Here is a 14,142-nt window from a genome sequence, read left to right on the forward strand (position 1 = left end):
CGACAAGGCGTCCACAGGGCACGGGCGCGGTCCGCCGCTTCCGTCAGCCGAACTGCCGCTCGATCTCGGCGAGTTTCTCCTCCAGGGAGTCCAGCCGCGGCAGCGTCTGGGTGTCGTCCTCCGCCGTCAGATCGACGGGCTGCGTGCGCGCCCCGGCGGACCGGGCGGCAGCGGCCTCGGCGCCGCTGACCGCCTTCAGCGCCGGCCGGGCCTGCGACGGCGGTTCGCCCGCGGCCGCCTGCGGCGTCTCACCGGCGGACACCGGCTGCGGCGCGCCGGCCGGGGCGGCGTCCGGCTCCGGCGGCGCACCGGCCGGGTTCCCGGACGGCTCCACGGGCAGCTGCCGCGCCGCCCGGCGCAGGCCCCAGCCGCGGTGCTGCCGGTTGAGCGCCCGGATCCGGGCCCGGTCGATCCGCCCCTGGTCGCGGCGGCGCAGCCGGCGCTGCGTCTTCTCCCGGCGCTCCTCCCGGACCTCCTCCACCGCCTCGTCCAGCGACCGCACGCCCTCCAGCAGCATCAGCGACCAGGCGGCGAACGTCTCCCGCGGCGCCCGCAGCCAGCGCACCACCCGGATCTGCGGCAGCGGCCGCGGCACCAGGCCCTGCTCCCGCAGCGCCGCGCGCCGGGTCTGCTTCAGCGCCCGGTCGAAGAGGACGGCCGCCGACAGCGACATCCCGGCGAAGAACTGCGGCGCGCCCGCGTGGTCCAGGCCCCGCGGCGCGTGCACCCAGTTGAACCACGCGGCGGCCCCGGCGAACGTCCACACCAGCAGCCGCGAGCCGAGCGCCGCGTCACCGTGGCTGGCCTCGCGCACCGCGAGCACGGAGCAGAACATCGCCGCGCCGTCGAGGCCGAACGGGACGAGGTACTCCCAGCCGCCGGAGAGGTTGAGGTTCTGCTTGCCGAAGCCGACCAGGCCGTGGAACGACAGCGCCGCGGCCACCGCCGCGCAGCAGAACAGCAGCAGGTAGGAGGCCATGGCGTACACGGTCTCCTTGCGGCGGCGGCGCTCCTCGCTGCGCTCCCAGGAGTCCTCACCGGCCGACGACCGGTTCGCCGCCCGCCGGCTGAACAGCAGCACACCCCCGGCGGTCAGTACCCCGGCGAGCAGCAGCACCCCCGGAACCAGCCAGTCCAGTGCCGTGTCGGTCATTCTCATTCGGGGATCCTTCGGGTAGGGGTACGCGTTTTCGCGCGCCACCTTGACGGAAGTCACCGCCCGCGCCCCGGGATTCGGGACAAGTGAACGCCAAGGTGTGCAAGGTGAGCTGCGCTTGTCGGCGTGTCCGTCGAATACGTGTGGCAGCGCGCCGGGCTGTGTTCGATATCCGGCGGGCAGGTGTGCCACCGGGCAGGCGTTCACCGCAGCCAGAGGAGTTCCGGGCGGTACGGCGTGCAGGGGGCCAGGCGCAGGGCGGGTGCGGGCCGGGCCATGTCGTCCTGGTGGAGGCAGCGGTCGCCGGAGCCGATCCGGCCCCGGCCGTCGGTCCACCACGTCTGGCCCCGTGGCCCGTCGCACGGGGCGAGGGCCGGTGCGGCGGCGGCCGTCAGACACAGGCGCCCGGCCGCCGGCCGCAGCCGTCCGCCGGGGCCGAACGTCCACGACTGGCCCGGCGAGCCGTCGCACGGCCGGGTCCGGGCGGCCGGGGCGGCGCCCGCGTCCAGACAGCGTTCCACGGCGCCGCGCCGGTCCGTGCCGCCGATCCCCGACATGATCTCGCCGCCCCGCGGAGCCCGGTGCGTCCGCGGGTACTCCCGGTGCAGCCACGCCCGGTACGGGCCCGTCGGATGCGGTTCGGGGCAGCGCAGCGGGACGCAGGTGACGCCGCGCAGATACGCGTCGAAGCCCGCCGTCTTCCGCCGCGCCTGCTGCGGCGTCAGGTTGGCGGGCAGGGTGCTCAGCGGATAGCCGACGTACCCGCGGACGTCCGGGCGGCCCTGGACGGCGAAGGCGGCCCGCCGGACGTAGCGGGCCGCGACGGCGTGGTCGCTGTGGTCGGCGCGCGGGTCGGCGGGGGCGCCGAAGCGGGTGTTGTCGAAGTCCAGCGTCCGGAAGCTGTCCGTGTCCCCCTCCCGGGCCAGCGCGGCCAGCGCGTCGACGAGGGAGTCGTCGGTGTAGGCGCGGGTGCCGTCGGCCGAGCGCAGCACGCGCTGCTCGCCGCGGAAGAGCTTCAGCAGGCTCTGGCGGTGGTGCGCGGTGCTGCCCTCGCCGTACGGGAAGCCGTCCGGCAGGCCGAGGAACGTCAGCCGGACCTCGGGCCGTCCGGCGAGCGTGAACGACGGGATGCGCGCCGCCCGCACGGTGCGGTCGTCGCGCCGCCAGACGTCCGGGGCGCCGGCCAGCCGCGCGTAGGCGGCGCGGACGCCGTGCTCGCGGTCGAGGACGTAGCTGCCCCACGGCGCCGCGTGGCCCGCGTCGCCGGTGGTCAGGTAGACGGTGTGCACCGGGCACCGGGCGGTCAGCAGCTGCTGGATCTGCGGGGTGACGAAGAGCAGGTCGTCGTCCTCGTGCGCGACGCCCACCAGCGTCCGCCGGCAGGACGCGGCCCGGTCGCCGCCGCGGGCCTGCGCCGGATCACCCGTGGCGGCGGGGCCGGCGGGGGTCAGCAGGGCGGTCAGCGTCAGGGCGAGGAGCAGCAGGGCCGCGGTCACCGCGAGGGGGCCGGGGCGCGGCCGCCGCCCGGCCGTGCGGGATCCGTCAGCCATGCGCCCTCCCGGTCTGCCTGGCCGGGCGGGTGCGCGGAGTCCGGCCCGGCGTGCGACGGCCGTCGCCCGCGGGCGGGCCGCCACCTGAGCGTCCCGCCGCGGCCCGGGGCGGAAACCGGCGCGCCGCGGCGTTCACCCGGGTGGCCGCGGCCGCGCCGGTCAGGGCCGCCGGGTCCCGAGGGTGACGTGGTCGACGTGGTAGTAGTCCGCGACGCACGGCGCCGACCAGCGCGGGGTGCCGTGCGCGTCGAACGGCTCCGTCATCTCCGCGATGACCAGCGGGGTGTACGGCACCGTCCGCGCCCCGGCGGCCGCCGCGGCGCGCAGCGTCCGGTCCTGCCGCTCCCACGCCTGCGCCCGCGCCCGCATCGCGGTGTCGAGGTGCGCCAGTGCGACCAGCAGCGCGGCGCAGACCACCGCGCACACCGCGGCGGCGGCCATCAGCGGCGGCCCGGTCCGCCGCACCCGCCGCCGTACCGCGCGGCCCAGCTGCACGCCCGCGCCGAGGAGCAGCGCCAGATAGAGCAGGACGAAGTCGTTCCAGATGCGGGTGGACGAGGTCACATGGACGCCGAAGACCGGATACGCCAGCAGCGTGCACAGATAGCCGGAGAGCAGGAAGACCGCGATGCCGGCGGCGGCGAGCGGCACGGCGCCGCACGGCGGGCGGGGCGGTGCGCCGCCGGTGCGCCGGGTGAGCAGGGCGAGCAGCACGCCGGCGGCGACGGCGGCGAGGTAGTGCCAGTTCGTCAGCAGCATCCCGAGGATGCGGGCGAAGCCCTCCAGGGCGCCGAGCAGCGAGTCCGGGGCGAACAGCTGCGAGGTGGCCGCGGAGTGCCGCTCGCGGCGGATCCGCAGCCCCGGGGAGGTGGCGAGCAGCACCCCGCCGAGCAGACAGCCCGCCAGGCCCGCCGCGCACCAGCGCCGCAGGAACGGCCGCATCCGCTCCCCGGCGATCCGCCCGGTGAGCAGCCAGGCGGCGGCCAACGCCAGCACGGCGACGGCGGTGGTCTCCTCCGACAGCGTCGCCATGAGGACACCCGCGACGGCCACGGTGCCCAGGGCCAGCCGCCGCCCGGCGCGCGTCCGGGCCCGCCGCAGCGGCAGCGCCGCCGCGCAGGCGAGCACCGGCGGCAGGGTGTGCGACACGGACGCGGCGGGCCAGAAGAACGTCTTGTACGTGTTCCGGGAGGCGAAGAGGAAGAGCGCGGCGAGGACGGCGGCGACGAGCGGCGCGGTCCCGGCGGGCGCCGTGAGCCGGGCCCGGCGCAGCGCCGCCGCCACCACCGCCCACAGGATCCCCACCACGAGCACGCCGCTGAGCAGCGGAAACCACTGGTGGCCGGCGACGTCGAACCTGGCGTACGCGCCGACCAGCAGGGCGTTGACGACCCGCCCGTTGTCCTTGGTGTAGAAGGTGTCGACCAGCGCGAGGACGCCGCCGTCGCGCACCGTCGGCAGGAAGCACCACTCGTCGCCGCTCGGCCGCACCCACCGGCCCGCCCACGACGCGGCGGCGAGGAGCGTCAGCGGCGCCAGGGCGAGCGGCGCCACCCAGCGGCCGCCGGGCCGGGCGGCGGGCTCCGGCGCGGCGGTCCGCGCCGCCGGTCGCGGCGCCGGTTCGCGGGGGACGGTGGTGCCGGTGGCGCGGTCGGCCATGGCGGTACTGCCTTTCGACGTCGCCGCCCGCGCGGGCGGCCGGTCCGTGAGGTGGTCAGCCCGCTTCGGTCCGGTCGGCCGGGCGCCCGAGCGGCGCGGCCGTCCGGCGCGGGGGAGCGGATACCGCGCCGCCCGAGGTGATGGCCCACCGGGCGAGCAGGAAGGTGACGGGGGTGACGAGGACCCCGGCGGCGAGCGCGGCGAGGTTCCGGTCCGCGCCGAAGCGGCTGACCGCGACGTAGAGCAGCGCACCGGAGGCCACCAGGTTGAAGACGCTCGACAGCGGATAGCGCACCAGGCCACGCCAGGTGGGCCGGGTCCGGCAGGTGAAACGCGCGTTGAGCAGGAACGATCCGACGGTGCTGACCGCGTAACCCAGAACGTGCGCGGCGAGATAGGGGATGGCGCGGTTGAGCGCGGCGTAGACGGCGAGGTAGACGCCGGTGTTGGCGAAGCCGATGAGGACGAACACGGCGAACTGCCCGGGGAGCCGCGGCAGCCGCAGGGCCGGGCGCGGCGCGGGCCGCGGCCCGCGCACCGCCGCCCTCGCCGGGACGGTCACGGGCACCGGATCGGCCGCCGGAGCGGCGTCGGTCTCCCGGACGACATACGGCGGCCGGCGTTTCGCCTCGTGGTAAATGCGGCCCACGTATTCGCCGATGACGCCGAGCGTGACGAGCTGGATTCCGCTCAGCGCCACGACGGCGGTCAGCAGCGTCGCATAGCCCGGTACGTTCGCGCCGTTCAGCGCGACATTGGCGACGACCCACAGGGCGTAGGCGAGCGCGGAGAGGAAGACCCAGAGTCCGCCGTGGATGGCGAGGCGCAGCGGGCGGTTGTTGAAGGAGAGGAGGCCGTCGATGCCGTAATTCAGCAGCCTTCTGCTGCCCCATTTCGAGCAGCCGGCGGCGCGTTCGGCATTGCGGTACCGGAAGGTGACCGTCTCGAATCCGATCCAGGAGAAGATGCCTTTCGAGAAGCGGTTGCTCTCCGGTAGCGACAGCACGCTGTCCACCGCGCGCCGCGACAGCAGCCGGAAATCCCCGGCGCCGTCCACCAGTTCCACGTCCATGAAGCGGCGCACCAGCGCGTAGTAGGTGCGGCTGAGCGCGGTGCGCACCAGCGCGTCACCGGCGCGGTCCCGCCGCGGCACGACCTGGTCGTAGCCGTGCCGCTGGAGCGCGACCATCCGCGGGATCAGCTCCGGCGGGTGCTGGAGGTCGGCGTCCATCAAGACCACCGCCCGGCCGCGCGACATGCGCAGACCTGCGAGCATGGCGGCTTCCTTGCCGAAGTTGCGGCTGAAGAAGGTGTAGCGCACGCGCGGGTCGGCCGCGGCGAGGGCGCGCAGCAGCGCTCCGGTGCGGTCGGCGCTCCCGTCGTCCACGTAGCAGATCTCGAAGGATTCCCCGGTGCGGTCGAGGGTGGCGACGAGCGCCGTGTGGAACTTCTCGATGACGTCTGCCTCGTTGAAGCACGGCACCACTACCGAAATATGAAGGGTGGCCACCTTGCTCTCCTCGCATCGGAACGGATGATGTCCGTACCGGATCGGCCGAAGTGCCGCGGCGGAACGGGCGGGTGCCGGAGCCCGGTACGCCGTTCCGGAATGCGGGCGGTATTCCCGGCGTTCCTCCGAACGGCGCGGGCGGCCCGGCTCCCCTTCACACCCCACGGCCGCATCTCATCACAGAACGCGCCCCACGCATTCGCCACACGCCACCGGACCCGGGACCGACCCGATCGGCCCAATCCCGGCCCTTTCCCGGCGAGGTCGGAAAGGGCGGGATGGATTTATTACGGTGGCAAAAGAGCCGAGCGGGCAAGGGGAGTTGGCGCCGCCGCGGTGGAATTATGGGATTTTCCCCGGCGGGACGGAACCGCGTCCCATCAACCACGACAGGATCAGCCGGAGTTCGGCGGTGGTGGCCTCGCGATCCGCGGCGCCGGCGGTGAGATGGGCGGCGTCGATCAGGTTGCGGATCCAGCGGGCGGCGGACGGCGCGGGCAGCGGCAGTGCGCGCCCGGGGGCCTTGGCCAGGCGCTCCAGCAGGGTCGTCAACGCCTCCTGGAGCTGCGCGTCGAGGGCGGTGAGCAGCCGGGCGAACTCCGGGTCGCGGTTGGCCTGGAGGAGGGCGGCGGAGGCGAGACCGGGGGCCAGCGGGTCGGCGAGTTCGGCGATCAGATGGCCGGTGAGCAGGTCGAGCCCGGCCTCCGGGTCGGGGGCGGCCAGCGCCTCGGCGCAGCGCCGGGCCATCCGCGGCAGATCGTCGGCGAAGACCGCGTGGAACAACTCCCGTTTGGTGGCGAAGTAGTGGAAGAGGGTGCCGGAGCCGATACCGGCCCGGCGGCAGATCGCGGCGGTGCCGGTGCCGTCGACGCCGTGGGCGGCGAACTCGGCGGCCGCCGCCTCGACGATCGCGGCGCGGCGGCGGGCATGGACTTCGGGGTTCACGGTACGCACCCCTGAATAATAGAGTGGCTGCTCTGTTAATGTGCCCGGGTGTCCTCAGAGCCTGCTGTCCTCGCCCAGTCCGCCCGGCGGCCGTTATGGCGCCGCGCCGCCCCTGTCACCGGTCTGCTCCTGCTGTCGCCGTTCTGCGCCGAGTACCTGATCGGCTATCAGGGCGTGCTCACCAGCCCCGTGGACCTGCTGGTCGCCGTGGTGTTCGTGCTGCCGATCTACGGCGCGCCCGCGGTGCTCATCCGCGACCTCACCCGGCGCACCGGGCGCGGCTGGCCGACGCTGCTGCTGCTCGCCACCGCGGCGGGACTGATCCAGGCGGGCTGGATCGACCAATCGCTCTTCAACCACCGGGACTTCGCCGACGGACCGCTGCCCACCCTGCTGCCCGGGCTCGACGTCGACGCAAGTCAGCTGCTGACCTTCCTCGTCGGCCATGTGGTCTGGAGCTTCGGCGCGCCCGTCGCCGTGATCGAGTCCTGCGTACCGGGCCGCGCCGGGCGCCCCTGGCTGGGATGGCGGGGGACGGCGGTGCTCACCGTGGTCTACCTGGCCGGTGCGGTCTTCTTCACCTATCAGCTGGTCGTCCTGCCGGACTTCCACGCGCGGCCCGGGCAGCTGATCGCCGTCGGGGCGGCGGTGGCCGCGGCGGCCGGCGCCGCCTTCGCGCTGCCGCGGCGGGCGCCGCGGGCGGGCGGATCCGTCCCGCCGCCGTGGTGTGCGGGCCTCGCCGCGCTGGTGCTGCTCGCCGCGTTCGTCACCCTCAACGACCAGTGGGCCTGGCGCGGTGTGGCCGTCGCGGCGGTCGCGCTGACGCTGCTCGGGGTGCTCCTCGCGCACTGGTCGCGGCGTCCGGGCTGGGGGCAGCGCCACCGGCTGGCCGTGGCCGCCGCCGCGCTGCTGCTCTACGGCGTCCTCGCCTTCGCCGTGAACCCGGCGCACGCGCCGCAGCCCGTGCTGTACGCCTCACGGGGCACGATCCTGGCGGGCGTGGTGGTGCTGCTGTCCGGCGCGGCGCGTCGCACCGTGCGGGCCCGGACGGACGTCTGACGCGGAGTCAGGCGGTGGCGGTCAGCCGGGCGACGCGGTCGGCGTCGCAGGTGCGGGGGCAGGTGACGCAGGTGTCCTCGGGCCGCAGCGTGTAGAACATGCAGCAGCTGGCGCGGTCCCGGGTCGGCAGCGCCTCGCCGTTCGGCCCGGTCAGCTCGCGGAAAGCGGCGGAGCCGACGTACGGGGCGGTGGCGCCGGGCAGCAGCCGCTCCAGCTCGGCGACGGCGCGCCGCTCCTCGCCCAGCAGATGTCCGAGGTACCACAGCCCCTCGACGATCTCGTCAGACGCCATGCCCCACAGGGCGCGCGGGCCGCGCCGCATCCGGCCGCGGAAGCCGTCCAGTACCGGCCCCAGGTGCTCGGCGACCGCCTCGCGCACCGCACCGCGCAGCGCCTCCTCGTCGGGGACCACCCGCGCCCCGGGCAGCTCCGCCGCCGGGTCCCCGGGAAGACACGCGAACGAGCGAACGCGTACGGCCATCCGGCCCCGGTCGCGGTGGAAGGCGACGCCGTCGACGGGCAGCGACGGCACCCGGCGGTGCAGGAACCAGGGCACGGTGATCAGCAGGCAGGCCGGCCAGGCGTAGCGGTGCAGGGCGAAGGAGGCCACCACATCGGGCCGGGCCCGGGTGCCGTAGTCCCGCTGGACCTGCGCATCGTCCCAGGCCAGGAAGGTTTCCAGGGCCTCGCCGCCGGCCGCCAGGGCCGCGGCGCCCACCCAGCCGCCGCCCTCCGGCAGGGCCGCGTCCGCCTCGGTCACCCGCAGCGCGGGGAAGACCTCGGCCAGCCGCGCATAGGCGCCGGAGAGCGGGGAGGTGCGGGCGGACGTGGCGAGGGCAGGGGGCATGCGGAGACCACCGAATCGCGATCGTTAGCAGGTAAGGCTTACCTTAACGGAAGCGTACCCGTGGGGTGCGAGCTGGGAACCTTCGCCCTCGGCGCCTAAAGTTCGGGGGATGTCAGGAGGCGCCCCCATGGAACAGGCCACAGCGGACCACGGCCCGGCGGCCCGTCCCCGGGTGCCCGCCCAGGCCGGTCCCGCGGCGGACCGGAGCGGATCCGCCGCGGACCGGACGGGTCGTGCCGCGGACGGGGAGGAGCGCGCCGCCCCCGGCGCGGTCGCCGCCGGACTCCGGCCCGGGTCCGGACCCCGGCCCGAGTCCGTGCCGCCCCTCGTCCGGCCGCGGCGGCACTCCGTCCGCGCGCAGATCCTCGCGGCGCTGCGGCAGTCGCTGCTCGCCGGGGAGCTGACGCCCGGGGAGGTCTACTCCGCGCCCGCGCTCGCCGGGCGGTACGGCGTCTCGGCTACCCCGGTCCGGGAGGCGATGCAGCAGCTCGCGGGCGAGGGCGCCGTCGAGGTGGTGCCCAACAGGGGCTTCCGGGTCGCCGAGCACAGCGTCCGCGACCTCGCCGAGGTGGCGGAGGTCCGGGCGATGCTGGAGATCCCGGCGGTGGTCCGGCTGGCGGGCGCGGTGGAGTGCCCGGAGCGCTGGGAGGGGTTGCGGGAGCTGGCCGCCGACGGGGTCGCGGCCGCGGCGCGCGGCGACCGTGCCGGGTACGCCGAGGCGGACCGCGCCTTCCACCACGCGCTGATGTCCCTCACCGGCAACCGCCGGCTGGCGGCGGTCGTCGACGATCTGCTGCGCCGGGCCCGCCGCCCGGCCGGCGGCCCCCGCCCGCGCCCGGCGGAGCTCCAGGCCGACGCCGCCCAGCATCTGGCGCTGGTGGACGCGCTGGCCGCCGGGGAGCCGGAGCGCGCCGAACGGCTCGCCCGGGACCATCTCTCGCTCGCCCGCCACCGGTTCTGAGGCGCCCGGCCGACCGCCGGCCGGGCGCCGTGCGGTCAGTCCGTCACCAGCTTCTCCAGCGGCAGGTCGGCGACATCGGCGGCCGGACGGGAGAGATAGAGATCGGCGTGGTAGAAGCCGTCGTCCTCCTTGCCCGCGGTCGGCAACGCGTGCCCCGCCAGCGCCGTGAAGGCCGCCTGCCGCTCGCCGTCGTCCGCGAACCGGCGCTGGCGAAACGTTCGGGCGGGCAGCTTCTCCGTCACCAGTCCGGCGTCCGCCAGCAGATCGGACACCGGGCGGTACGAGACGGTCCGCAGTACGAAGGCGGCGACCCACGGCGGCGCGGTCACCGAGTCCAGGAGGTGCCCGAACGTGCGGGCCGTGATGTAGCCGACGCCTCCGGTGACGGTGATCAGATCGGTGCCGGCCAGCGCGGCGCGCAGCGCGGGGGTGGGCTCCGCGGTCTCCAGGTTCTCCGCGAAGCCCGCGTCCAGCAGTCCCGCCTCCCGTCCGTAGCGGACCGCCCGGTCCGCCGCGTCGATCCCGGTGATGTGGACCGCGTCGGCCCGGCGCCGGGCGGCGAAGTACGCCCGGTCGGCCGCCGTCCGCTCACCGCCGTCCGCGCCGGGGCCGGTGTAGCGGTCGTAGAGGTCGGTGAGGGCGAGCCGGTGGTTGAGGAGCGCGGCGTTGATGCCGTACGAGCAGCACAGGTCGACGACGCGCAACGGCGGGCGGTCCGTGCGGTGGCGGTGCAGGGCGTCGACGGCGGCGCGGAACACCGCCTGGCCGTGGTGCGGGATCTGGTAGTCGAGCGGCTGGAGCGTCGTGAAGTAGCGGCGTGGATCCGGGCAGTTGTAGATCGCCTCGAAATCAGCCTTGCCCCAGTCGGACGAGGTGGGGGAGCGGTGCGCTTCAGTTGCCACGGATGCCTCCTGAAAGCTCTGCCGAAGGGCGGGGACCGGACCAGCATCCAGCCCGGACCCCGGGCCGACACCGTCACTTGCGGCCATTTTCGGCGCTCCGACCCGGCGTCGGACCGCCCGTAACGGCCGTGGGATGCGGCCGAGATGCCCTGGCTGCGCCGGTACGACGGCCCGCCGCGGCGGCCGTTCCGGCCCCGCCGCCGTAGGTTTTCGGCCGATGACGGCGCGGACGGGCATGGCCGACCCCAAGGGGTTGACGGGGGTGTCCGCGGTGCTTCAAGGGGCGGTGGCGTCAGGGGGCTTGGGGGAGCCGCGCCGTGCGGGACGGACCCGGAGCGGAGCAGGGCGTCCGCCCCGGCGGCACGGTCACCCCGCCGTCACCCCGCCGTCATCCCGCCGTCATCCGGGCTCCTCGCCCGCCCGGTCCGCGCCGCCGTCCTCGTCCAGGAGCGTGCGGGGGAAGCGTCCGGTGAGCCAGGTGGGGAGGCCGCCCATCAGGCGGAAGAGGCGGGCCGCCTCGATGAGCAGGCGGTCGGCGTCCGCCTCCGGCGCCGCGTCCGCCAGGGCGACCAGCGCGGGCGCCGTGCCGACCAGGAAGCCCAACTCCTCCCGGATCCGCAGCGATTCGGCGAACCCGTGCCGCGCCTCGGCCACCTCGCCGTCCCGCAGGGCGAGCCCGGCGAGATGGCGCCAGGTCGCGGAGAGCAGCAGGGCGTCGCCGGCGGCGGTGGCGCCGGCGTGGGCCCGGCGGTAGGCGGCGCGCGCGGACTGCGGGCTGTCCGCGACGTGTTCGGACATCAGCCCGCGCCGGAAGTCCAGCAGCGGCCGTCCGGGCGCGTCGGGCGCGAGGAGCGCCGCGGCCCGGCCGAGCGCGGACCGGGCCTCGTCGGCACGGTCGCGGACGCCCAGCACCGTGGCGGTGTAGGCGAGATGCCCGCGTTCGCAGGCCGCCCCGCCGCGCTCCGCGTCGTCGGCGGCGAGCGCCTCGGCGGTGCGCAGCGCGTCCTCCGCCGCCGCCCAGCCCGCGGCGGTGTACATGCACCGCTCCACCAGGAGGGCGGCGCGGTGCAGCGCGAGCGGTGCGCTGCGGGCGGCGTGCGGCTCCAGCAGCGCCGCCGCGTCGTCCCAGCAGCCGCGCGAGCGCAGCCGCCACACGGCGCGGTCGAGCGGGTCGTCGCCGGGCGTGCGGGCCGCGTCGGGTGGGGGCGGGGCCGGGGGCCGGCGGGCCGCTGCCGAAGTCGTGGATCGCGGGGATGCGGGGGACGCCGCGGCGTCCGGTGATCCCTCGGGTTTCGCGGATTTCGGCATAGCGGTATCCGCCACCTTGCCCTCCCGAGCGCGCCATTGAGCTGGAAATGGAAGCCGTGGCCGAAGCCGTGGGCGCATCTCAGCACGGATTCCGTGGCGCGGCCAAGGGCTCGGGTGAAAGTTTTCACAAACGCCCGGAACCGCTCCGGTCCCGGGAAACGGCCGGTGATCACCGGGCCGCCGGGCCGGGCGCACGCCCGGCGCACCCGGCGCACACCGCCCCGCCGCCGCCCGGTCGCGGCACCCCGGACGGGCCCGGGAGCGGGGCGGATACGGCAGGCCCGGACGCGGCGTCCGGCGCCCTCGCGCGACCCGGAACCGTACGGCCACACCGGTTCCCTCGCACCGCCCGCCCCGGTGTGCGCCCCGCCTCCTCGCCGCGACGGATTCCGCGGCGGCGGGCCTCAGCTCATCCGCAGCGCGAGGAAGAAGTCGAGCTTGTCCTCCAGTCGGGAGAGGTCACGGCCCGTCAGCTGCTCGATGCGGCCCACGCGGTAGCGCAGGGTGTTGACGTGCAGATGCAGCCGCCCGGCGCAGCGGGTCCACGACCCGTCGCAGTCCAAGAACGCCTCCAGGGTGGGGATCAGCTCGGCGCGGTGGCGGCGGTCGTAGTCGCGCAGCGGGTCCAGCAGCCGTGCGGTGAACGCCCGCCGTACGTCGTCGGGGACGAACGGCAGCAGCAGGACGTGCGAGGCCAGCTCCTCGTGGCCGGCGGCGGCGACCCGGCCGGGGCGGGCGGCGGCCACCCGGCGGGCGTGCCGGGCCTCCTCCAGCGCGCCGCGCAGCCCGTCGGCGGAGTGCACGGGCGCGCTGACGCCGATGGTCAGCCGGCCGTCGTCGGCCAGCCCGCGGCCGAGCGGCTCCTCGACGGCGGCCAGCAGCGCGGTGGCGTGCAGCCCCTCGCCCGCGCCGTCGGCGGTGGCGGGCAGCGGCACCAGCGCCACCGCCTCGTCGCCGAGGTGCGCCACCGCGATCCGGTCGGACGGCTCCGGCCCGGACGTGCCGGGGGCCGCAAGCACCTCTTCCAGGAGGGCCTGCGCCACCGGGCCGCCCGGCCCCTCGTCGCCGTCCCACTCGACGCGGGCCACCACGATCTGCCAGTGCGGCGCGCCGCTCGGACCGGGCAGCAGCACCGGGGCGGCCAGCCGCAGCCGGGCCGCGATCTCGGTGGACGCGGCGCCCGCCTGGACCAGCTCCAGCACCTCCTGGGCGAGCCTGCGCCGCACCGTGCGCGCGGTGTCCCGCCGCTCGCGTTCGACGGCGATCAGCTGGGTGACGCCCCGGAGCAGGTCGAGCCGCTCGGCGGGCCAGTCACCGATGTCCGCCTCGACGGCCAGCAGCCACTCCGACAGCAGCTCCTCGCGCCCCTCGCGGCCCTCCTGCCGTACGGGGAAGAGCGCGTACGCGGTGTCGTCGAGGGTGACGCGGTTCGGGCCGGGGCGGCCCTCGCGGGCGGCGGCCAGATGTGCCCCGGCCAGCTCCGCGCCCCGGCCCTCGGGCAGCTCGGGGCCCTGGTCGGTCAGGGTCGAGCCGGCGATCCGGCGGCCGGTGGGGGAGAGCACCCAGGCGCGCAGGTCGAGGTCGGAGCCGAGGAGGTCCAGGACGACGTCCGGGCCGCCGCCCGCCGGGCCGGACGTCATCAGGCGGCGGTGGCGGTCGACGACGGCGGCGAGGTCGCCGGCGCGTTCGGCGGAGATGTGCCGGACGACGTGCTCGGTGACGGAGGCGAACGAGACGGCCTCGGGGACGGAGAAGAGCGGCAGCCGGTGCCGGGCGCAGGCCTCGACCAGGTCCTCGGGGACGGGGCCCAGCTCCGCGGTGCCCGCGCCCACCCCGGCGACGCCCTCGGCGGCCAGGATGCGGACGAACCGCTCGGAGTCGCCCGGCTCGCGGCGCCAGGCCAGGCCGGTCAGGACCAGCTCGCCGCCGGAGAGGTAGCGGCTGGGGTCGCGCAGGTCGGTGGTCATGACGCCGCGGACCGTACGCTCCAGCTCGTCCTCGCCCCCGAGCAGGGTCAGGCCCAGGGATGCCGTGTCCAGGAGTGTGCGGAGCCGCATGACCTCGCCCGCCGATCTGTGCTGAGTGGTGGTGCCGTGAATGCCGCGGGGCGTACCGGCCCCGCTTTTCGTTCGAATCTACAAGACATGCCGTGTGGCCAGCCAACCGCTTCATGTTTTCGGTGACTGCACCCCGGGGCGCGGCCCCGCGTTGACTGGCACCGACGGCATGAACAGGACATGAACTG

The 14,142-nt window shown here is 75.9% G+C and carries 11 protein-coding genes; 2 read left to right on the forward strand and 9 right to left on the reverse strand.

Going from position 1 to position 14,142, the window contains the following annotated elements:
• Positions 1–43: 43 nt before the first annotated feature.
• The 5 genes from ABT345_RS21020 to ABT345_RS21040 form a co-directional block, all read right to left on the reverse strand.
• On the reverse strand, positions 44–1,159 hold the full coding sequence (locus tag ABT345_RS21020; RefSeq protein ID WP_345085738.1) for a DUF2637 domain-containing protein: 1,116 nt from the start codon (positions 1,157–1,159) through the stop codon (positions 44–46).
• Positions 1,160–1,359: 200 nt separating this feature from the next.
• Positions 1,360–2,706: a ricin-type beta-trefoil lectin domain protein gene (locus ABT345_RS21025; RefSeq protein WP_345085740.1), complete on the reverse strand. Its 1,347-nt coding sequence runs from the start codon at positions 2,704–2,706 to the stop codon at positions 1,360–1,362.
• 159 nt (positions 2,707–2,865) lie between these two features.
• Positions 2,866–4,365, reverse strand: coding sequence for a DUF6056 family protein (locus ABT345_RS21030; RefSeq protein ID WP_345085742.1), 1,500 nt, complete (start codon positions 4,363–4,365; stop codon positions 2,866–2,868).
• A 55-nt stretch (positions 4,366–4,420) separates the two neighbouring features.
• On the reverse strand, positions 4,421–5,875 hold the full coding sequence (locus ABT345_RS21035) for a glycosyltransferase (RefSeq protein ID WP_345085744.1): 1,455 nt from the start codon (positions 5,873–5,875) through the stop codon (positions 4,421–4,423).
• 342 nt (positions 5,876–6,217) lie between these two features.
• Positions 6,218–6,829, reverse strand: a complete 612-nt coding sequence (locus ABT345_RS21040) for a TetR/AcrR family transcriptional regulator (protein WP_345085746.1) — start codon at positions 6,827–6,829, stop codon at positions 6,218–6,220.
• A 39-nt stretch (positions 6,830–6,868) separates the two neighbouring features.
• Between ABT345_RS21040 and ABT345_RS21045 the strand changes: the two genes are divergently transcribed.
• The gene (locus ABT345_RS21045; protein WP_345085748.1) at positions 6,869–7,879 is read left to right on the forward strand and encodes an AF_0692 family protein; all 1,011 of its coding nucleotides are present in this window, start codon (positions 6,869–6,871) and stop codon (positions 7,877–7,879) included.
• A gap of 7 nt (positions 7,880–7,886) precedes the next feature.
• Here ABT345_RS21045 and ABT345_RS21050 read toward each other — a convergent pair whose 3' ends face one another.
• Positions 7,887–8,726, reverse strand: coding sequence for a (2Fe-2S)-binding protein (locus ABT345_RS21050; RefSeq protein WP_345085750.1), 840 nt, complete (start codon positions 8,724–8,726; stop codon positions 7,887–7,889).
• 127 nt (positions 8,727–8,853) lie between these two features.
• On the opposite strand from ABT345_RS21050, the gene ABT345_RS21055 reads away from it, so the two are divergent.
• A complete protein-coding gene (locus ABT345_RS21055; protein ID WP_345085752.1) occupies positions 8,854–9,687 on the forward strand; it encodes a GntR family transcriptional regulator in 834 nt (277 codons plus the stop codon).
• A gap of 35 nt (positions 9,688–9,722) precedes the next feature.
• On the opposite strand, the gene ABT345_RS21060 is transcribed toward ABT345_RS21055, so the two are convergent.
• The 3 genes from ABT345_RS21060 to ABT345_RS21070 all read right to left on the reverse strand — a co-directional run bounded on the left by ABT345_RS21060 (position 9,723) and on the right by ABT345_RS21070 (position 13,954).
• Positions 9,723–10,589 (reverse strand): hypothetical protein, encoded by an 867-nt coding sequence (locus tag ABT345_RS21060; protein WP_345085754.1) that lies wholly within the window; start codon positions 10,587–10,589, stop codon positions 9,723–9,725.
• A gap of 399 nt (positions 10,590–10,988) precedes the next feature.
• Positions 10,989–11,897, reverse strand: coding sequence for a hypothetical protein (locus tag ABT345_RS21065; protein WP_345085756.1), 909 nt, complete (start codon positions 11,895–11,897; stop codon positions 10,989–10,991).
• Positions 11,898–12,301: 404 nt separating this feature from the next.
• Entirely contained in the window at positions 12,302–13,954 is a 1,653-nt protein-coding gene (locus ABT345_RS21070) for a PucR family transcriptional regulator (RefSeq protein WP_345085758.1), read from the reverse strand.
• Between the last annotated feature and the right edge of the window lie 188 nt (positions 13,955–14,142).

This window comes from Streptomyces sp. NPDC000404 (assembly GCF_040300365.1).
GTDB classification, from domain to species: Bacteria; Actinomycetota; Actinomycetes; order Streptomycetales; family Streptomycetaceae; genus Streptomyces; species Streptomyces ramulosus.